The sequence below is a fragment of the Streptomyces klenkii genome (assembly GCF_003626645.1).
Lineage (GTDB): Bacteria > Actinomycetota > Actinomycetes > Streptomycetales > Streptomycetaceae > Streptomyces > Streptomyces klenkii.
In genome coordinates this window covers 1-19,286 of the sequence record NZ_RBAM01000036.1, presented here as the reverse complement: position 1 = coordinate 19,286, position 19,286 = coordinate 1, and the positions used below count along the sequence as shown (strand labels likewise).

Genomic DNA, 19,286 nt, shown 5'->3' with positions numbered 1-19,286 from the left:
TACGTAACCAACGAGGCCCCTCGGGTGATGAGTTCAGACGTCAGACATCTGTCTCAACACCCCTGGAGCCTCGCCCGTTCTGCCCCAACCCTCGTCACCCGACCGATGACCGAACTGAAAACGCTCAATGGATCACGTCCCGGACGGTGTCCTCGTCCGCCTGGACCAGACGCGCGATGACCGGGACACTGTTCCCGCCGGCCGAAGCCAGCAGCATCATCGCCCGCCGGAACCGCACCGCACTCGTAGTGCCCCGGCGCACGATCCGCTGCAGTTTGTGCCCCTCCTGCTCGGTCAACCGACGAACCCTGACCGGTGCTGCCATCCCCGCCCCTCGCTGGTCGTTGCTTCCTACCAGCACAACGAGCACCCCGGCGAACCAATGCGGTCACAGCACTAGCCGGCCAACCACCTGGACGTTCATGTCGTGCTTGCCGTGATTCTGGCTGGTAGGGCTCGTCCGCCGTGGTGCGGTCGGTGGGAATGAGTGTGCCGCAGACATGACGAAGTCTTCTTCACTCAGCCCGGCCAGGACCTCTCAGAGGCTCGGGGCCCAGGCCGCGAGGAGCCCGAGTTTCTCGTCAACATACCTCCAGGCCGTTGCCTCCGACCCCCCGAAACCAGCCCGACCTGTGTGAACGTCTCGTTCTTCCGCAGATGCGCCAGCATCAGCAGGGCCTGCTTGAAACAACCCAGCTGCCGCCACGGCGAATTCAGCTCACGCCGGCGAGTGTGGATCAGGCAGGAGATGTTCTCAATGAGCTCGTGTGGGACATCGAGTATGGCAGGGTACGGAACCAACAAAGCCCCTTGGCACCGGTATCGAGTGAGATCCCCCAACGACAAGGGGCTTTGCCATGTCGCTGACACCTCCGCCGACCTGCCCATTAACTTCCGCGAGACAGGATGAAAGAAATACAGCAAGGGGATATGAATGAGGCGCGAGCGCTTCGCCTCTCGAGACGGAAGATACCGCCGCACAAGTACACTCACCCAATGAAGAGCAAAGAAGAATCGAGGTTTCCGGAAGGGATCGGATATTCATCCGCATACGTCAGAACAGTCCACGCAAGGGCTCGCGCGTCAACCACATTGCTGAGGTTCTGCCATGCGTCTTCGTTCTACTATCGTCCAGGTCATCCCAGTCATGGCAGCTGTCGTCCTGACAGCAACCCCTGCAGCCGCCGGAAACTGTTCGGTCGCCGATCTCCGAATTTCCGTCTCCCACGCAGGAATCAACCCCAGACCCTCAGGGGAGAGAACAGACACCCTCAAGTGCTTTCCACCTGGCGGAACGCATGCAAAACCAATCGCCGCATGCGACAAACTACGTCAAATCGATGGAGACCTTGACCGTCTCAAGTCTTCGACAGGAAACACCGGTGTCGTATGCACCTTGCAGTACGAACCAGTCAAAGTTCAGATCGAAGGAAAGCTAAAAAATAAAAAAGTTCACTGGACGTACACATATGGCAATCCGTGCCTGATGCGCCAGGCTGCGGATAATCTTTTTCTCTTGCCGCCGGGCTTCTCCTGTCCTGGCCAGGAAGAACACGAGAGCCGAGCCGTGTCACCCAGTGGCCGAGGCCCCCACTTCTTTCCGTCAGGACCGCCTCACCCAGGCAGCTCCCCCAACACTGTTATCCCCGAGTAAGGCCGACTGCTGCAGTGATGTGATCAGGCTCTGCCAGAATCAGGCCCGAGAGGAAAAAGAACTCGGAACGGTTCACACCACGCGCGCCCAAGGTTCGTAAGGCGAGCTGTTCGCAGGAGGGACGACACGAGGCTCTTGGTGGCTAACCTGCGTTCTTCACTCACCGCGCTTCGACTGAGGAGTCTCGCCAGCCTGCCTTCCTCCATGCCCAGCATCCCGTACAGGCATGCCGGGCACGTTCTGCGGCCTACTGATGTACATATTGAGGTGTAGTCGCTCTAACAAAGGGCGGGGTCTCGGGACAGGCTCTGCCTGCGCCTGTTCTTCTGTGGAGAAACGGGAGAGCCACGCACCGCCGGTGATTCCAGCGTCGCCGAGCCACCCCTTGGGGGCCCACTGAGCCAGCCAGGCCCGGCTGCGCGGGTATCCGACCTGTATGACGTCCCGTCAGGCTGGGTGAGGACAGCGTCGTCTCTATTTGACGACACTCTGGTTCCGGCCGGCCGGAACCATAACAGGCGACTCGTACTAGAGCAAGAAGCACCGGGCGCACGGAACATGCAGGTCGTCACAGTGCTGGCCCGCCCGGGCTGCAAGATACTGAGGATGAGAGAGGCTCGGTTTCATGGTCACGGACTTCTTCTCAGCCGAGCAAGTCGCTTGGCCATCTGAATCTTCGCCACTCTCGAGGTTACCGCCGCCCGACCGAACCCATCGCCCTACACACATCCCGCAGCTGACGACTTACCACGGGATTGAAGGCCTGTAATCGCCTAACGGCATCCCAAGCCCAGTCTTCATATTTCCCCTAGAAAGGGTTTCAATATCATGGCAATTCGACTCCCCGCAGTCGCTGTTACCGTTCTCATCGTCGGAACAATCGGGCTAGCTGCCGCCCCCTCGGCTTCGGCCTCCGATGGCTCCGAGAGGCAAAAGATTATGGAAGAAATCGCGCGAGAGCTGCCCGCTCCTGCCCGCACTGGCTACAACCAGGTGGGGCTGATCAACGTAGGCAGCCTCGACCTATGCGTCGCTGTGCTCAACGCGGGCTCCGCGGGCGCAACGTGTGCTACCTCCCGCGAAACCATGGACTCTGCATCCGGAAACGCGGTCGGGGCAATCAACGTCGGTCAAGCCCGTGCCCGCGTCAGTGCCCTGAACGCGGGGTAAGGTCCCACTATGCAGTAGGCGGTGGAACGCAGGCGGCCTATATATGTCGGGGTCGCCTGCATCGCCCTAATTCATGCGATGCTCGCGAAGGAACAGTAAAAATCTTCAGTGTTGTTGCTCCAGAGTGAGAATGGCCTGGAGCATTGATGTGGGCCGGTTGGGACACGGTGTGCTGTGCAGGAGATGTATCGGCGCTTGAGGCGGGCGAAGGCCCGCTCGACGGCATGCGGACTTGTGCGTACGCGCGCTTGGCGGCTCCCTCTTGGGAGGTGAGGCCGTATCTGCAGTGCCGTTTGAAGGGGGAACAGGAGGTTCCGCCGGCCCCTTCGTAGGCTTTGTCTGTGAAGGCGGGGATCTCCATGCGCTCACAGATAGCGATGCTGCACAGTAGGTGCGGTCAGCCGTAATGCTTACGGTCCAGCCCAGCAGTACAGGTGAGCATCAGAGGAGTTCGCCTGCGAGCCCGGTGACAGCCTGGATACTCACGCCATGGTGTCTGGCCTTGCCAGAGCAGTCTGCTTCCCGGTCACCACTACAGTGAACCTCTTTCATGCTCCGTTCCTGCAGGTCAGCAGGTGGATTCTGACACTGATCGGTAGCCGATGGCGGCGGCTGGGCTGCCTCAAGCAGGCCCTCCTCACCCTGGCGCATTTACGGAAGAACGAGACGTTCGCGCAAGTCGCAGGCGGTTTCGGTGTCCTGAAGACAATTGCCTGACGGTACGTGGACGAGCCCCTCGAGGCCCTGAGAGCCGGGCTGCGCGAGGCCTTGGCAGGTCTGGGTGAAGGTGAGTTCGTCATTGATGGCGGGCCCTTGATTCCGACCGATCGCGCCAAGGCCGACGTGCCGTACTGCAGCCGGAGACACAGCGGCATGGCATGAGTGTGCAGGGCACCCGGAAGTCTGGGGCTGCGGCATCACAAGCTTGGCAGAAGTCGTGCGGCTTGCCGTCACATGGCTGGGCAGAGGCGTTTTCACGGCTGGCAGTTACACAGGCACACCGTTGGAGCCTACCGATATGCCGTTCACGAACGGCCACATGACGTCCCCGGCGGAGCTGCTACCCGCCCCTGCGAGCACCGTCGGGGACACAAGGCACCCTGTAAACGACCTGTTCACCGGCCATGCGGCGAGTTGCTACCCCAGGTTCTGTGACACACCCGTTCGTAATGGAGGCGCCGGCTGACTACGTCAGCGTTGACGGCCAACAGCCGGATCACTGAAGTCATCCCGTCCGGACTGGTACATCAGTACAACAGTCGCAATGCTGCAAGGGCCGCAGCGCGCGTCTGCGGTTACCCGCACTGGATGATGGTCGGCTTCGTCACCCACTCCACGAAACCCATGCAGTAGGCCCACTATGCATGGTGGGCTCCCAGCAGGACTACCCGGCCTGATGGTTGAGATGTGAGACATCTCGGCCAGCGACCGGGGAGCTCTGCTTGATATGGGCCGTCAGTCGTGACCGATCAGCGGCCATCTTGAAGGGTCTCACCAGTTCTGAAGTCGCGTTATTCAGGTGAGGTGGGTGGTGCCCAGCTGCCGCGGGAAAGCCAGAAGCCGAAATAGCAGGTACCACCGCTTTTCGCTCGTGTCGGGTCCTCCTCATCCGCTGTCGCCTGCCGCGAGCCCCATGGCGGTCAGCCGGGCTGCTCGTCCATACCTCTCCACTCCTCACTCGTCCAGGACACCTGGCAGTAGGTGCAAGTGACGGCCCGGTCGATGGAGACATACAGGGATCGGAGATCGCATCGGGGGCAGGGCCTGCTGAGCCGGGATGCCATATCCGACCAGCCCAGCAGTCGACGGGAGAACTCGTACAAGAATAGCAACCGACGAGCATAGTGGGCGCCAGGCTCCGTTGCCGCGGGGCCGGGGAGTTTCCTGCCGAGAGAGTCACAAATCTTTTGCACGAGCATTCCTGGCCTCACGGGCGGAGGCGGTATCGCGTTTGCCACGGACTGCAGTCCCCAGTCGTAGATGGTTTTCGTGCACAGGCGGACGTGGTCGACAATAACCAGGTCGAGCGGTGGGGCAGCTCCAGAGGGATGGACTGCCGACCGAGGTAGCGCCTGCAGGCTTCTTCTGGGGAACCTACGGCGCATCTCGGTGTGCAGGTGGGCATAGGATTCAGGGAAGCGTGACAAGGCATGCCGAAGACGGCTCAGGCATCTTGAGCATGGCGACGCGTCTGATTCTTCCTGACATATAAGACACCTAGTCAGGTGATCACCTCATCCGCTCATCTAGGACTTCTGAGGCCTATAGAAAAGGAGAACAATTACTGGGGCCGTTGGGGCTGTATGCGGACAAGCCCGAACCCCTGTGATGTGGTGTAGTGGGCCCGTGTGATGCCAGCGGCGTACAGTGCGAACTGGCAACGTCGGCAAGGGCGAGCGAGCATGGGGCTGCCTGCGCGGTCCACCCGGGCGACGTAAAGCACGGCTCGCGGCGCTGCTCCAACCCGGCGCACTATCACTTCTTCGGCATGAAAGCTGGCATGTTTGTAGTCAATGCTCGGGCTGTTACGAGGAACGTTTGACGCCAGGGCGAGCGTACGTCCGCCCTGTACAAGGACGGCTCCGACCCGGAAACGGCATTGTGAGCGTCTTGCTTGCTTCAAGGCCAGGGTAAAGTGGGATGACTTGGCGATCTCTCCTCCCGCGCTTGATGATGCTGCGGAGTCAGACAGGGCATACCCGCAGCCTCACTGACGCAAAACGCGCACTGTCCTGGCACTGCGGTTCGCCTCCCCACCCTAACGGTGCATTTGGTCACTTGAGTAATCATCGGGCCTGACATCTGCTGGAACGCATACTCCATGGCAGAGCGTCGGAGTTCACTTTGGCTTCCTTGCCGTCAGGTATCCTTCCACATTTGTTACTCCGATCACTTCTTCCTCTGTCCCCACAGGACGACAAGCGTCGCCCGGGGGCGGAGCCCAGCGCTGTTGTGTAGCTAGGTCGCATCCTGCTGCCCCGAAGGGGATCGAACGCGGAGGCTTGAAGGGGCACGTTCCCTGGAGTGACGGCCCTACCAAAGGAGAGTTGGTGTCCGGACGGTAGGGGCGCGAGGGGGTGTCGCGGCGGCCGGCTCCTGCGTCCTGGCGTGATGGAAGACGCGTCTGCCGCGTTGGCGGCCGTGAGGTGGCCTGGCGGGAGTGCGGTACCTCTGCCACGTCTTCGGCTCCGGCGGGTAGTGAGTCCATGTCTTCGGGGGTGTGGGCTCACTGCCCGCCTCTGTATCCCGGAAGCGGTGTATCCATTGTCGCAGTTGTCTTTTACCGGCCGCTCCTCCGCCGTTCCGGTGTTGTCGACTGGTTCCGGCAGATCCCAGGTTGGGGGCCCTCGGTGGTGTACACGTCTGGCCGCCGCAGTGCTGTTGTTTCTCTTCCTTCCTGTGCTGGCCTGTTCAGCCGTTGTTGTCAAAGTAACCTCCCGTGGTCCTGTCTTCTTCCGGCAGACTCGTCTCGGAGCAGGTGGCGTTCCTTTTACTCTGTGGAAGTTGCGCACGATGCACCATGATGCCGAGGCGGGTAGGAAGGATCTTCGGGCACGCCACGGGTGGGGTGATGCTCCGTTGTTCAAGCTCGCCCGCGATCCGCGTACGACTGCTGTCGGGCGTTGGCTACGCCGGACTTCCATCGATGAGCTTCCCCAGCTGATCAATGTTGTCAGGGGTGAGATGGCGCTGATAGGTCCTCGCCCCGCTCTTCTTGAAGAGGCGGCGCTGTGGGAGCGTCGACACTACGAGCGGTTGTTGGTGTTGCCGGGCATGACTGGCCTGTGGCAGGTGTGCGGCCGTTCTGCGCTTTCCTGGCGGACTGCGGTTGCCTTGGATCTGTACTACGTCCGGCGCAGGAGCCTTTCAATGGATGCGTGGATTCTCCTGCGGACTGTGCCGGCGGTTCTGCGGGGTCGCGGCGCTTATTAGCTGTTTTCGGGTTCGAGGGGGGGGAGCATGCAGTTCGCTGTTCAAGGGGGTGGTAAGTCTTCGCCGGTGTTTGGTGGCCGTAGGCGGGTACTGCATGTGGTGGAGTCCTACGGTGGTGGGGTTGCTGCGGCGTTGGGCAGCTATCTAGCGGCTGTGCCCGGGGTCGATCACTGGCTTGTGGTCCGGTCGCGTCCTGGCTGTCCTGTCGCTCTGCCGGCCCAGGCCCGTGTGGCGGGGGTGCTCACATTGCCGGATGGCCATCTGGCGCGAGTGCGCGCCGTTGCCGCGGCCTATGACCGGCTGAGCCCGCAGCGGGTACATGCTCATTCGTCTCTTGCAGGGGCATACACGCGACTTACGTGGAACATCCCGTCACAGGCGATTGTCTACACACCGCACTGCTATGCCTTCGAGCGCCGCGATTTTCCCTTCTTTGGGCGTGTGGCCTGTCTACTGGCCGAGAGTGTGCTCGCTCTGCGGACCGGGACGGTGGCGGCCTGCGGTCCGCGGGAGGCGGAGCTCGCCTTACGGCTGAGCCGTGCCCAACGGGTTGTTCATGTGCCGAACGTGGCGTTGGCCCTGGACCCCGATGTTGTGTCGGAGGGAGGAGTCCGTACTGGTGAGGCGGGCGTTGCGCCTGGGGTGTGGGAGTTTTCGAGCAAGGTACGGCCGGTGGCTGTCGCGGTGGGTCGGGTGTGCCGCCAGAAAGATCCGGTGTTCTTCGCGCGTGCCGCGGCCTGTGTGCCGGATGCGCTGCAGTGGGTGTGGGTGGGAGACGGTGGCCCTGCGCGCCGGGTGCTGCAGGAGGCGGGGGTGGTGGTGACGGGCTGGCTGTCGCGTTCTGAGGTGTTTTCTCTTCTGCGTTCGGCGGATGTTTACGTGCATACGGCTGCCTGGGAGGGGGTTCCGTTGTCTCTTCTGGAAGCGGCTGCGGCAGGGCTTCCTGTGGCGGCACGTGAGATCCCAGCTCTGGCTGCTCTGTGTCTGCCCGATCTGTCGATCACGCCGTGGGAGCTGGCGACCACGGCCGTAGCTCTGGCGTCCGAGGGGCCGGTGCGGGAGCGGCATCGTGCACAGCTGGCGTATGCCCTGCGCCGTCATACGCCCGAAGTGCAGGCAGAGCGACTGGAACGGGTGTACGCCCCGTCTTCCGCACCGGCAGATACGCCGGATGCGCCGAGTGCGGGGGGTACGGGGGGGACGAAGGGAGGGGGGCTTCGTGTGGCTGTCAGTTCCAAGGTTCTCACTCATGCTTGCGGGGGAAACAGCACGTACGCCGCTGCTGTGTACGAGCGGCTGGCCCGGCGTGGTGTGGATGTCAGGCCGTTGTGGGCCGGCCTGGGTGGGACCCGTGGTCTGCGGCGGGCTGTTGCTTATGGTGTGGCGGACGGCTTCCTGGCGTTGTCCCGCTGGGGGGCGAGGGATGCAGATGTGGTGCATTTCCCGGCGGACACAGGAGCGCTGTGGCGTCGGGGGGCTGTTCCTGTGGTGGCCACGGTGCACGGGGTGGCTTCGCTGCATCATGCGGTGCGGCGTCCTGTGGCAGCGCGCATCTGGCAGGCCCGTGCCGGGAGGCTGGCGAAGATCGCCGATGCTGTCGTGACCGTCTCGCGCTCTTCCGCCGATGACCTGATGCGGGCTTTCGAGCTTCCTAGTGACCGTATCCATGTGATCCCTCACGGGGTCGATACGTGCCGTTTCCACCCGGATTCCGGTGGCGACGGTGCTGTTCTGGAGCCTTATCGCCTTCCTGACCGGTTTCTTCTCTATCTGGGCAATCTGGAGCCGCGCAAGAACATCCAGGCGCTGGTGGAGGCTCTGGAGGAGGAGCCTTTGGCAAGCACGGGCCTGCCTTTGATCGTGGTGGGGGCCCAGGCCTGGGAGGCGGACGCCGCGTTCAAGGCGATCGCAACTTCGCCTCGCACGCGATATCTGGGGCCTGTTCCCGACAGCGTCGTCGGGCCGTTGCTGCGGGCGGCGACGGCGTTCGTCTTTCCTTCGCTCTACGAGGGGTTCGGGCTTCCGGTCCTCGAGGCCATGGCCTGCGGCACGCCAGTGGTCACGACCCGCGCCGGGGGGCTGCCCGAGGTTACCGGCGAGGCCGCGCTGACGGTGGCCCAGCCGACGCCCAAGGCCCTGGCTGCGGCTGTGGCCGAGTTGCTGGCCGATGATGTGCTGGCCGCGCAGCTGCGGCAGGAGGGGCTTGCACGTGCACGGACCTTTTCTTGGGACGCATCAGCAGCCGCGCACCATGAGCTCTTTGATTCTGTGGCTGTCCGGCGGCCGGGCCGCGGACGGTGTGTGATCCGACGTGGGGCGAGAGGGAAAACTGAATGATCACTGTGATTCATGCCTACAGCCGGGGCAACCCGGGTGACGGGCTGCTGGTGGATGAAAGCCTCGCGCTCCTGGCCCGTCTGGGGGTTGCGCAACCGGACATCCGCCTCGTGGCTCTCGATCCTGAGTCTTTCGGCCCATTTCCCCATACCGTGGGCGTCGGACCTTCCAGAGTCGGCCGACTGCGCAGGCTGGTCGGCGCGAGCGCGCTGCTGGCGGGTCTGCCGCATCAGGTCCGCGCCGCCATCGCCGGGGCGCGGGCTGTGGTAGGCGTAGGCGGGGGCTATCTGCGCACCGATACCCCATACTCGGCCATGAAGGCGCTGCTTGCTCACGGGGGGCAACTGCGGGCAGCTGCAGCGGCAGCGAGGCAGGGTACGCGGGTGCTGTACCTGCCGGGCAGCATCGGCCCGCTCACCGGTGTTACTGGCGCGGTGATGGAACGGTGGCTACGCCGCGTCCCCTACCTGGCCGTACGTGACGACCGCAGTCTGGTGCATCTGCCCCATGCCCGGCGTTTCCCTGACCTGGCTGTGCTACGCCTGGCTCGCAGGGGTGTTCCGGAGGCGCCTTGGCAAGGGTCGGGTGCTGCGCTGCTGGCTGTGCGTGCGCTGCCGCGCCCGGGGGGTTATGTGCGGCGGCTGCGGGGGTTGCTGCGCGCTTCGGCCGCGAGTGGGGGCATGGTGCCGGTCGTCGCCTCGCGTGCGGGAACGTCCAATGATGACGGGAAGTTCACGGCTGGGCTGAGGAGCCTGCCAGAAGAAGGCCGGCACCTTATGTCGCTGGGCAAGGCGTTGCGTACTCTGCGGCCTACGGTGGTGGTCTCGGTGCGTCTGCACGGGGCACTGGCTGCTTTGATGGCGGGGGTGCCAGCCATTCATCTGTCTTATGAGCGCAAGGGTGTGGCTGCCTTCGAGGACCTGGGGCTCGGCGCGTGGCTACATCCAGCACGCTCTTTCAACCCGTACGTGGTGCAGGCACAGGTCGATGCGCTGCGGGAGGATGCGGGCCCGTACTGGGAGCGTCTTGCGGCGGCGGTGCCGCGGTTGCTGCGTCAGGGGGCGGAGCTAGACGAGTTCGCTGCTCATGCTCTGGGGTTGCGTGGGGGTGCGCGTGTGTAGGACGTCCGGAGCAGCGGGTGCGGGGGGCGGGCTCGGGCTGCGTGCGGGAGTGTGGTGGCTGCACCCGTGCTGGACGGTGCTGCTCGTGGTGGTGCCGGGAGCAGTGACGGCCGCGGTGGTGCCGTCGGAGCTGTTCGGCTCCTGGTGGCACACACCGAAGTACTTTGGTGCACGGACAGCCGTTCTGATGGCGGCGGGGCTCGGTGCGTTCATGGCAGGGGCCCTGATGGCATCGGCCCTGCCCCGCCAGGTGCCCTCTGGTTCCCCGGGCTGGCCGGAGGGGCGGAGGGTGGTGATGAGTCTGTCGCCTGCCGGGCAGAAGGTACTGGGACGCGCCGGGCAGGTGTTGCTGGCTTTCACTCTGGCCGGTTACGTGGCGTGGGCGGCTGTGGCGGTGGTGCGCGGCTACGGCTGGGACCAGGTGCTGGCGGTCGTGCGGCTGCAAAAGTATGGACTCGAGGCAGGCAAGCAGTTGCTGCATCCTGTCGGTGGAGTGACGACGTTCACTCAGTTCGGTCCGGTGGCCGTGGCGTGCCTGCTGCTGCACACTCGGGCCACCGGCCGGCGGCACTTCTTCGCGCTGGCGGTATTGACGGTGCTGGCCTGTCTGCGGGCCCTGCTACACGCAGAGCGCATCGCGCTGATTGAACTGCTGATGCCCGCATTGGTGATCACCGTGGTACTGGCACCGCGCCGCCAGCAGCGGCGGCGGGTCTGGCACCGGCTCACACCGGGCAGCCGGGGATGGGCGTGGGCCCCGCTGGCAGGGCTGCTGACCGCCATAAGCGTGTTCGCCGCCTTCGAGTACACCCGCAGCTGGAAGTACTACCGTGGTCAAGGAGACGGATTCGGTGCGTTCATCCTTCGCCGCCTGGGCGGGTACTACGCCACCTCCGCCAACAACTCCGCCTTGCTGACCGACCGTCTCGCAGATGCGCATCATGCGCCGTATTACACCGTGGAGTTCCTCCGGAATGCGCCGGGATTGCCCGATGCCGTCAAAGCAGTGGCCCCGCAGCTGGTGCAGCACGGCCCCTCGCCCTGGAATCAACTCGTCGCGTATGTCAACCCGGAGCTGAGCAGTGAAGGCGGCCTGCTGATCCCCTTCTACGACTACGGCCCCGCCGGTGCGGTCCTGGTGTGGGCCGTACTCGGGTACCTGATCGTGCGCTGCTACCGTCTCGCCCGCGCCGGCAGCCCCGGCGCCCTGATCGGCTACAGCGTGCTGTATGTAGGCGCGTTGGAGCTGGGTCGCAACTTCTACTGGGGCCAGGGCCGGTTCACACCCATGCTGGCCTCTGTCCTCGTCCTGGCCTGGCTGCTGCAACGCACCAGCACCGCACCGCAGACCCCACGCCCGGGCCCTGCAGGGGTGACCGGCCGGACAGCAGACCCTCCGGCCTTTCCATGAACACCGCACGGCGCGCCGATCTCCTGACCCTGGCGGACCAGGCCGTCTTCTCGCTCAGCAGCGCTGCTGTCATGCTGGTGGTCACCCTGCGGGCGCATGCTGCGACCCTGGGCGCGTTCTCGCTGCTCCAGGGCTACTGCATCTGCCTGCTCCAGCTCGCCCAGGCTGCCTTCGCCGAACCGCTGCTGGTACAGCGCCCGGCGTCCTTGGCCACCGGGCGCCCGGCACTCACACGGGCTGCCGGTGGTTCGCTCGCCTTCGGCCTGGCAGGGGCCGCCGCCCTCCCGCTGTTTGCCACCACGGCCCTGGACATCTCCTGGGCCGTGACGGTGCTGGCAGCGGCCGCACTGCCTGCCCTGGTGGTCTGCGACACCATCCGCCTGGGCCTGACCGCCGCCGGGCACCCCGGCCGAGCCCTGACCATCGACCTCTTCTGGGGAAGCGTCCAATGCACCTGCCTGACCTTCGTCCTGTCCTTCACCGGCAGCCTGGTATGGCTGACAGCAGCCTGGAGCGCCAGCGCCCTGGCCGCCGCCCTGCTGGCCGCTGCCATCACCCGCATCCGCCCCAGACCCACGCCCCTGGCCTGGTGGCGCAGTCACGGCGACCTGGCACGCCCTTACCTGGCCGAAGCCACAGCCCTGGCCGGCAGCACTTACCTCGCCCTGTATCTGGTCGGCAGCCTCGGTGGCCTGGAATCCGCTGCCGCCTTGCGCGGCGCCCAGGCCTTGCTCGGCCCCAGTGCGGTGGCAGCCAATGCCATCAGGGTGGCCGCCATCAGCGCCTGTGCCCGCACCCGCCTGGCAGTAACCGCGCTGCGCCAGCGGTCTCTGCTGGCAGCCGTCGTGCTGGGCGGCCTGACCCTGCTCTACGGCCTGGCCGTCCTGTTGTTCTCCCGCAACGGGAACATGCGTCTCCTCGGCCCGAGCGGCCCGGTGATCCTTACGGTGCTGCCGGCCATGATCGTGTACCGGGCCTGCTCCACGGCCGCCATCGGCCCCTTCGCCGCCCTGCGGGCACTGCACCATCAGCGCGCTCTGATGCGCCTGCGTCTGCTCTCCGCGCTCCTGCTACCCCTGGGAGCCTGCACCGGGGTCCTTTATGACGCGGCAGCAGGAGCGGCCACTGGCATGGCAGCGGCAGCCGCCCTCTCCCTGCTGGGCCATGCCATGCTGCTGACCGCAGCACCCGACCGACGGCCACCATGCGATACCTGCAGCATCACTGCGGCCAGGGCACCTGAAGCACGGTAGCCACGAATCTACGGGCAGGCATCCGCCGGCCTGAAGAAGAGCACAGCATGTCCGGAACCGGGGGTGGTCTATTCGAGAGAAGATCTACTTCGACGTCCTGCCAGCAGCACCGGCTTCCTCCGCGGCCGGTGCTGCTGCCCCAACACGCCATCACCGGTACACACCCGCCCCCTGTCGACCGTCTGCAGACGCAAGCCGCTCTCGGTGATAGGTGAGGGCTCAGGACGTGCTTGACGGGGCTGTCGGCTGGGCCATGCCTTGGTTCGGAAGCATGGCAGTCCTGCCCGCGACAACTAGGCTGGCCCATCGCGCTTCCGCCGGACGCGGCGCGGTGAAGCGGCCCGGTGAACTACTTACTGTTGTACGTGAGTATCTCGGCCGGGACCTCGCGCCGCTGCATCGCGGCGACGAATGCCGCCGAGACGTCCCGGCTGTCGGCTGGACCATCACCCAGCAACCGCCAGGAAGCAGGAGCGGCCATCCATTGCCGGCGACCAGCCTGCCGTCCCTTCCGTGAGCCAGCGGGAGGCTTGACACAATGCCCATCTGCCACAGCTGCGTCGGAGTACCCGGCTGCCACCGCCGGTACATACGCTTATGCTCTTGCTGCTGGTGACCAACCAGTCCATTGCAGAACAGCACACGTGCACCGTCGCGCGTAACGGCACAGGCTCGACGTTAGGACGCCCGCCCCGCTCGACAGTCGCCCGCCGGGTGCTGCCTCACCTCGGATGCTGCAGCCGGAGCTCTCAGAACAGAGCCTCCACATCCGCCGGCAAGTCCGACTGGGCTGCTACTGACCTTTCAGCGGTATTGTCGTCAGGTTGGGAGGCCGGTTGTGGTCATGCAGCCGTCGATCAGGTGGCCGCGGTATTGGATCTGGCGGAGCCCGTGACGCAGTACTCGGACGAGGTGGTCGGGGTCGGTGAAGGCAGTGTTGGCCTGGCTGCTGCGTCGCAGCAGCGACCAGATGCCCTCGACGGGGTTCAGTTCTGGCGCGTAGGGCGGCAGGTGGAAGAGGGTGACCCAGTCATGAGCGGCGACGAAGTCCCGCAGCCCGGCCGCACGATGAGTGTTGAGATTGTCCCAGATCAGCACAATCGGGCCCTGAAGCTGTTGATGGGCGACCATGAGCAGGTCCCGGAAGTCGGTCCAGGCGCTCTTTCGTCTTGTGATCCTTGTGGAACATGGGCCGGTAGATCAGGCGAGAGCGTCCGCCGGGCTTGTAGCAGCACATCGCGGCCAGGGAGACCCGGCGCTGAGACCGTCCCCGGACCCGGATCACCGGAGTGTGCCCGCACCGGGCCCAGGTGCGGGTGGTGGGCGGCGTCATCGAGAAGCCGGCCTCGTAGACGATCCAGGCCCCGAGCGTCGCCGCGGTGCTTCCACCCGCGGCCATGTCTCCTTCACCCAACCGCTGATGGCCTCCTCGTCGCGCTCGAGCGCCCGTCACGCGGGAACCTGGTGGCTCCGCCCGTGACGCCGGAGCATCTGGGCGATGCCGGAGAGCGTGAAACTCTTGTGGTACCGGCGGCCGATCAAGGCCTTGATGCTCGCCAGGGTCCAGGTCTGGTCCGGCCAGCCGTGCGCGACAGGGCCTTTGTCCAGCTCTTCCTCCAGCGCCGCGAACAGCTCGTCGCTTAGCTTTGGCTGACCAGCAGAACCCCCCGACCGAAGTGCGGCCTCTCCGCCGGCTTCATAGGCTCGCCGCCACCGCTGGACCGAACGAACACTGACCCGTGACCGCTTGGCGACCAGGGCGTTCGACTGGCCGTCGGCAAACATATGGGCCGCTTTCAGGCGAACCCTCTCACGAAACTGCCGCCGCTCATCAGTCAGCCCACCACCCTGCGGATACCTCATCTTCTCGGCATACCGCGACGATCAGCCCCCGTCAGCCCCCACGACAACCCACCTTCAAAGTCAGTAACGAGCTCGTGCATGGTTGGCGGTGAGCCGTCGAGGGTCCCCGCGGGGCTTGGTGTTCACATCTGCTGTGTCGGGCTCAGGTCCGCGGTCTGCTGGTGGGGCAGCAGACCGGCGACGGCCTGGACGGTGTCACTCATGTGCTCGCGGCGGCCGAGGTGACGGGCCCGTGCACGCCAGTTCTTCAGGTGGGCGATGCTGTGCTCGGCCCGGATGTGTCGTGAGGAGTGCGCCTTGCGCTGCCGCTCGTGCATCTCCTCGTACCAGTCCGGCGCGTTCTTCTTGGACTTGCGGTGCGGGGTGTCACGACGCGCCCGCCGGTCTGAGCGCCCAGTCCCTGGTAGCCGGCGTCAGCGAGGATTTCGACCGCCGGCCCGCCGGCCAGGAGCTTGACCAGCCCTGACTGGCGGGCGTGTGTGATGTCCGCGCAGCTGCCTGGCCGGGTCGGGCTGCAGAAGAGCACGCGGCCCTCGTCGTCCGCGACCACCATGGTCTTGACGGCGTTCTGCTTGGTCTTGCCGGAGATGTATTTGTCCCGGTCCTTGCGTCCAGTGGCCGGTCGCCGGACGCGGATCTCGGTGCCGTCGATGATTCCGGTCTTCCCTGTCGCGCCAAGATGGTTGACGACCTCGGCCAGGGTTCGCAGCCGCAGGTCTGGGCTGATGGTGCACCCCCGCTCGGCGAGAAGGGGCCGCACCTCGCTGATGGCCCGGGTAATGGTGGAGCGGTCCATGCCGAACCAGCAGGCCAGCACGTCGTGCGTGGTCCCGTGCCGGAGATGGACCAGGGTGGCCAGCAGCCGGTCGACGAACACCAGCCGATGTCTGGCCCCGGCCCCCACAACTCGCTTCCGCGGCGGGGAAGTAAGCCGCTTCTGGTGCCGCCCATGTCACAACGGGCCAACTTCAGCGACGAGTTCTGCGATCACATCGGCCGACAGGCCCGTGATCCGTCGGTTGCTGATGATCACTGCACGAGTCGCACTCCCCACCACACGTCCATGATCCACGATCAAGAGCCCGACGGCTTACCGCCAACCATGCACGAGCTCGTAAAAGCTGTCCCGTAACTCGGTGCAAGTCGGCGCGAGGTGCCATCTGCCCCGGTTTGGCGTAGCCGAGCAGTTATCAGGAATCTGGACAGAGCGGCACAGGTCGCCGGCTCCTCACGGGTGCAGACCAACCCAAGATGAGATACGGGATAGCTTTTAGCTGGTACCAAGAGCCCGGCGATGTTACCGAAGTCAGGTGGTCCTACGTTGTTTGTGGGTGGGACGGGCCGTCGTAGGGTCCAGAGGCCTAGAGACATCGGGTATGGCTTTCAGGTGGTTGCCCTCGATGGTTCCCCTCACCTGGCCGCCCGGTGTCTCACAACGACTCGGCCGCTGATTAGGAGCTGCGAGCGCCGCACGGTGCATCGCTGAGCAGGACCACGCTGGCGAGGTCGTTCGGGAGAACAGCGCACACCGACGAACCGGAGGAACCTCGTGCCCCAGATCTGGGCGGGCGTCGACATCGGCAAGACCCATCACCACTGCGTGGTCCTGGATCCCGAAGGCAAGCGACTGCTGTCGCGCCGTGTACTGAACGACGAGCCGGAACTGCTGGAGCTGCTTGCCGACGTGCTGGCCATCGACGAGGACGCCGTGCGGGCGGTCGACGTCGCCGACGGCATGGCCACCTTGCTGATCAACGTGCTGCTCAACCACGGCCAGCAACTGCTCTACATACCCGGCCTCGCCGTCAACCGGGCATCCGCCGACTACCGGGGCACGGACAAAACTGACGCCAAGGACGCCACCGTCATCGCGGACCAGGCCCGGATGCGCCGTGACCTGACGATCCTGCGACCGGACGACGAGCAGGCCATCGAACTTCGGATCCTCACGGACCGCCGCGCAGACCTCAACGCGGACCGCACCCGCCGCATCAACCGGCTGCGCGGCCAACTCACCAGCTTCTTCCCGGCGTTGGAGAGAGGGCTCGATCTCGGCAACGTTGGCCCGCTGGTCCTGCTGACCGGCTACCAGACCCCGGCCGCCCTGCGCCGCACCGGCCGCAAGCGGCTGGAAACCTGGCTGCGCAACCGCCACGTCCGCAGCCCCGAGGCCCTCGCCGCAGCCGCCGTGGAGGCGGCTGAGCGCCAGCACGCCGCCGTCCCCGGGGAGAAGATCACCGCACAGGTGATCCACACCCTGGCGAAGGAGGTGATGGGCCTCAACGAGCAGATCACGGAGATCGACAAGCTCATTGCGGCCCGGTTTCGCGAGCACGAACTCGCCGAAGTGATCTCCAGCATGCCCGGCATCGGCCCACTTCTGGGCGCCGAGTTCCTCGCCGCCACCGCCGGCGACATGAGCCGCTACGGGAGCTCCGACCGCTTGGCCAGCTTCGCGGGCGCCGCCCCGGTGCCCCGGGACTCGGGCAACGTCAGCGGCAACCTGCACCGCCCCAGGTATTACCACCGCGGTCTGCAACGCGTCTTCTACACCTCCGCGCTCATCAGCATCCGCAACTGCGACGCGTCCCGCCGCTACTACAAACGCAGGCGCACCGAAGGCAAGCGGCACACCCAGGCGGTCCTCGCCCTGGCCCGACGACGAGTCAACGTGCTGTGGGCCCTGATACATGACGGACGGTGCTTCCAACGGGAACTCCCTGCCACAGTCGCGGCTTGACAACATCATTAGGAGGTGAGGAAGCAAAGGGCCGAGCTAAACACGTCAATGCCGCACGGGTATACAAGAACACGAAGCCCCTAGTAGAGACGGATTTCTTGGCCGAAACCCATCTACCAAGGACTTCATCAGTCAGCCCAACCAGAAAGCCTGTCAACCAGGCTGGAAGGAGCTCACTCTTTCACCCGTACCGGCAGGACCAACAATTTTCGCCATTGGGTCTGGAGAAAGGGTTTCGTCAGCGTTGCCAGATACCACCAGACAGCATTCATGGACCGAATCGAAGCCCCGGGTAGGCATCGTCGTCTCCACTATCGGTCGGCCGACCTCGCTGCAACGGCTGTTCGCAAGCCTCGAAGCACAAACATTTCCCGTGAACACACTCGTCGTCGCAGACCAGAGCAGCACGATGGAAACCACATCTGTAGCCGAAGCATGGGCAAGCAGGTTGCCTCTCACCGTGGTCCCTTCACGGGGAGGGCTCTCCCAGGGGCGCAACGACGGTCTGGCTGCACTGCCCCCCTGCGACATCGTTGCATTTCCTGATGACGACTGCTGGTACGCCCCCAACACCGTTGCAAATGCCGTGGAAGAGATCATGACCGGCTGCATGATGGTGTCCGGACGCCTCGTCACGCCCGGCGACATGAAACCGTCTCGCGTGCGGTTCGGAAGCCAACCCCTCACGCTAGGGCGGCGCAGCATCTGGACTCATGCAGTGGAGGCCGCATGCTTCTTTAGGCAGGAAGTCTTCGAAACTTACGGCGTGTTCAACACAGAGCTGGGCGTGGGTTGTCCCACACCATGGCAGTCAGGCGAAGGAACTGAGCTGCTGTGGAGAGCCCTCAACAACGGGGCTCTCCTGGGCTACTCCCCCCGCATCACCGTATTCGAGGAGGCTGGTGCCGATCTGAGCCCGGCGATCTACCTCCGCAAGACACGGGAGTACGCCCGTGGAACAGGCCGGGTCATCCGCCTGCACCAGAACCGGTGGGAGTTCACTGCCGCGGTCATACGCCCAGCTGTTCGCGGGTTTCTGAACCTGCTCAGGCTACGCGTTGGCACGGCACGCCTGTGCCTGCACACCATCCTCGGGCGCTGCGAAGGATATACAGGACGCCTTGTATGAGCCCGTGCTCTGGCTTTGCGTTCGGCAGTGGGTGCCTGGTCAGCGAGTTGGGCATGCTGCATACGCAGGCGCAGCGGTGCCTGCGCTGATTCCGAAGCCCCTGGCGAACGCCGCACGGTGAGGTTCGATCGGTGGTGCCCGACCACCAGTAGCACCCGTTACACCAACGGCAGGCACCACGGACGCCTGATCTGCGGCCCATCACCACCGCGCTCGCACACCCCCCGCAACAAACCCCCGAACTGCCGCATACGCAGCCCGGTGAACTTCTCTCTCCCCCAACGGCTGAGCCCTCAGCACCCCAGCCATACGAAGGAAATGCCTAATTCCAGGCCTTCTGCAACAACGCTTTAGGGGCTCAGACCAGCAGGCGCGTCGTGACTCCGCAAGTCCAAGCTGTCCCGTGTCTCATCTTGGGTTGGTCTGCACCCGTGAGGAGCCGGCGACCCGTGCCGCTCTGTCCAGATTCCTGATAACTGCTCGGCTACGCCAAACCGGGGCAGATGGCACCTCGCGCCGACCTGCACCCCGCGTTACGGGACAGCTTTTAAAGCGTGTTCCGCAACCCGGTGAGCGGGCAGGCTGGCGCCGGTGGTCGACCGTGGCTGGTCATGCGGCGAAGGCGAGGTTGTGCATGTGGGCCACAGCCTGGACTGCGTGATGAAGTTTGTCGCC

Annotated in this window: 12 protein-coding genes and 3 pseudogenes; 10 read left to right on the top strand and 5 right to left on the bottom strand. The window is 64.9% G+C overall.

The window, feature by feature from the left end; all coding sequences use genetic code 11:
- Positions 1 to 127: 127 nt before the first annotated feature.
- Positions 128 to 325, bottom strand: a pseudogene (locus D7231_RS33865) (IS630 family transposase); the annotation flags it as partial.
- Positions 326 to 400: 75 nt separating this feature from the next.
- Positions 401 to 840, bottom strand: a pseudogene (locus D7231_RS37970) (helix-turn-helix domain-containing protein); the annotation flags it as partial.
- Positions 841 to 1,108: 268 nt separating this feature from the next.
- Between D7231_RS37970 and D7231_RS38690 the strand changes: the two are divergent.
- The 3 genes from D7231_RS38690 (at position 1,109) to D7231_RS38680 (ending at position 3,706) form a co-directional block, all read left to right on the top strand.
- Positions 1,109 to 1,654, top strand: a complete 546-nt coding sequence (locus tag D7231_RS38690) for an SSI family serine proteinase inhibitor (protein WP_120760063.1) — start codon at positions 1,109 to 1,111, stop codon at positions 1,652 to 1,654.
- Positions 1,655 to 3,313: 1,659 nt separating this feature from the next.
- The gene (locus D7231_RS38685) at positions 3,314 to 3,541 is read left to right on the top strand and encodes a transposase family protein (RefSeq protein WP_147449851.1); all 228 of its coding nucleotides are present in this window, start codon (positions 3,314 to 3,316) and stop codon (positions 3,539 to 3,541) included.
- Between the two features lie 6 nt (positions 3,542 to 3,547).
- On the top strand, positions 3,548 to 3,706 hold the full coding sequence (locus tag D7231_RS38680; RefSeq protein WP_158673881.1) for a hypothetical protein: 159 nt from the start codon (positions 3,548 to 3,550) through the stop codon (positions 3,704 to 3,706).
- Between the two features lie 1,399 nt (positions 3,707 to 5,105).
- Here D7231_RS38680 and D7231_RS38675 read toward each other — a convergent pair.
- The gene (locus tag D7231_RS38675) at positions 5,106 to 5,453 is read right to left on the bottom strand and encodes a cytidine/deoxycytidylate deaminase family protein (protein WP_422396788.1); all 348 of its coding nucleotides are present in this window, start codon (positions 5,451 to 5,453) and stop codon (positions 5,106 to 5,108) included.
- A gap of 482 nt (positions 5,454 to 5,935) precedes the next feature.
- Here D7231_RS38675 and D7231_RS38670 point away from each other — a divergent pair, with 482 nt between their 5' ends.
- The 5 genes from D7231_RS38670 to D7231_RS33830 all read left to right on the top strand — a co-directional run bounded on the left by D7231_RS38670 (position 5,936) and on the right by D7231_RS33830 (position 12,879).
- Positions 5,936 to 6,757 carry a sugar transferase gene (locus D7231_RS38670; protein ID WP_147449850.1) on the top strand — a complete coding sequence of 274 codons (822 nt, stop codon included), beginning with the start codon at positions 5,936 to 5,938 and terminating at the stop codon, positions 6,755 to 6,757.
- A gap of 672 nt (positions 6,758 to 7,429) precedes the next feature.
- The gene (locus tag D7231_RS33845) at positions 7,430 to 9,094 is read left to right on the top strand and encodes a glycosyltransferase (protein ID WP_158673878.1); all 1,665 of its coding nucleotides are present in this window, start codon (positions 7,430 to 7,432) and stop codon (positions 9,092 to 9,094) included.
- On the top strand, positions 9,091 to 10,215 hold the full coding sequence (locus D7231_RS33840; RefSeq protein WP_120760054.1) for a polysaccharide pyruvyl transferase family protein: 1,125 nt from the start codon (positions 9,091 to 9,093) through the stop codon (positions 10,213 to 10,215). The genes D7231_RS33845 and D7231_RS33840 overlap by 4 nt, the downstream gene beginning before the upstream one ends.
- A 76-nt stretch (positions 10,216 to 10,291) precedes the next feature.
- Positions 10,292 to 11,626 carry an O-antigen polymerase gene (locus D7231_RS33835; RefSeq protein ID WP_120760052.1) on the top strand — a complete coding sequence of 445 codons (1,335 nt, stop codon included), beginning with the start codon at positions 10,292 to 10,294 and terminating at the stop codon, positions 11,624 to 11,626.
- Positions 11,623 to 12,879, top strand: coding sequence for an MATE family efflux transporter (locus tag D7231_RS33830; RefSeq protein ID WP_120760050.1), 1,257 nt, complete (start codon positions 11,623 to 11,625; stop codon positions 12,877 to 12,879). Before D7231_RS33835 ends, D7231_RS33830 begins: the two co-directional genes overlap by 4 nt.
- A gap of 819 nt (positions 12,880 to 13,698) precedes the next feature.
- On the opposite strand, the pseudogene D7231_RS38665 reads toward D7231_RS33830, so the two are convergent.
- Positions 13,699 to 14,742 (bottom strand): annotated as a pseudogene (locus tag D7231_RS38665) (IS630 family transposase).
- A 247-nt stretch (positions 14,743 to 14,989) separates the two neighbouring features.
- Entirely contained in the window at positions 14,990 to 15,619 is a 630-nt protein-coding gene (locus D7231_RS33815) for a transposase (RefSeq protein WP_242000063.1), read from the bottom strand.
- Positions 15,620 to 16,291: 672 nt separating this feature from the next.
- Between D7231_RS33815 and D7231_RS33810 the strand changes: the two genes are divergently transcribed.
- Positions 16,292 to 17,482 carry an IS110 family RNA-guided transposase gene (locus D7231_RS33810; RefSeq protein ID WP_120760048.1) on the top strand — a complete coding sequence of 397 codons (1,191 nt, stop codon included), beginning with the start codon at positions 16,292 to 16,294 and terminating at the stop codon, positions 17,480 to 17,482.
- 244 nt (positions 17,483 to 17,726) lie between these two features.
- Positions 17,727 to 18,611, top strand: a complete 885-nt coding sequence (locus D7231_RS33805) for a glycosyltransferase family 2 protein (protein ID WP_158673877.1) — start codon at positions 17,727 to 17,729, stop codon at positions 18,609 to 18,611.
- Positions 18,612 to 19,286: the final 675 nt, after the last annotated feature.

Excerpts from the sequence above, each read along its gene's own strand:
- D7231_RS38690 (WP_120760063.1), top strand. The coding sequence starts at position 1,109 with ATGCGTCTTCGTTCTACTATCGTCCAGGTCATCCCAGTCATGGCAGCT.
- D7231_RS38685 (WP_147449851.1), top strand. The coding sequence starts at position 3,314 with ATGGTGTCTGGCCTTGCCAGAGCAGTCTGCTTCCCGGTCACCACTACA.
- D7231_RS38670 (WP_147449850.1), top strand. The coding sequence starts at position 5,936 with ATGGAAGACGCGTCTGCCGCGTTGGCGGCCGTGAGGTGGCCTGGCGGG.
- D7231_RS33840 (WP_120760054.1), top strand. The coding sequence starts at position 9,091 with ATGATCACTGTGATTCATGCCTACAGCCGGGGCAACCCGGGTGACGGG.
- D7231_RS33830 (WP_120760050.1), top strand. The coding sequence starts at position 11,623 with ATGAACACCGCACGGCGCGCCGATCTCCTGACCCTGGCGGACCAGGCC.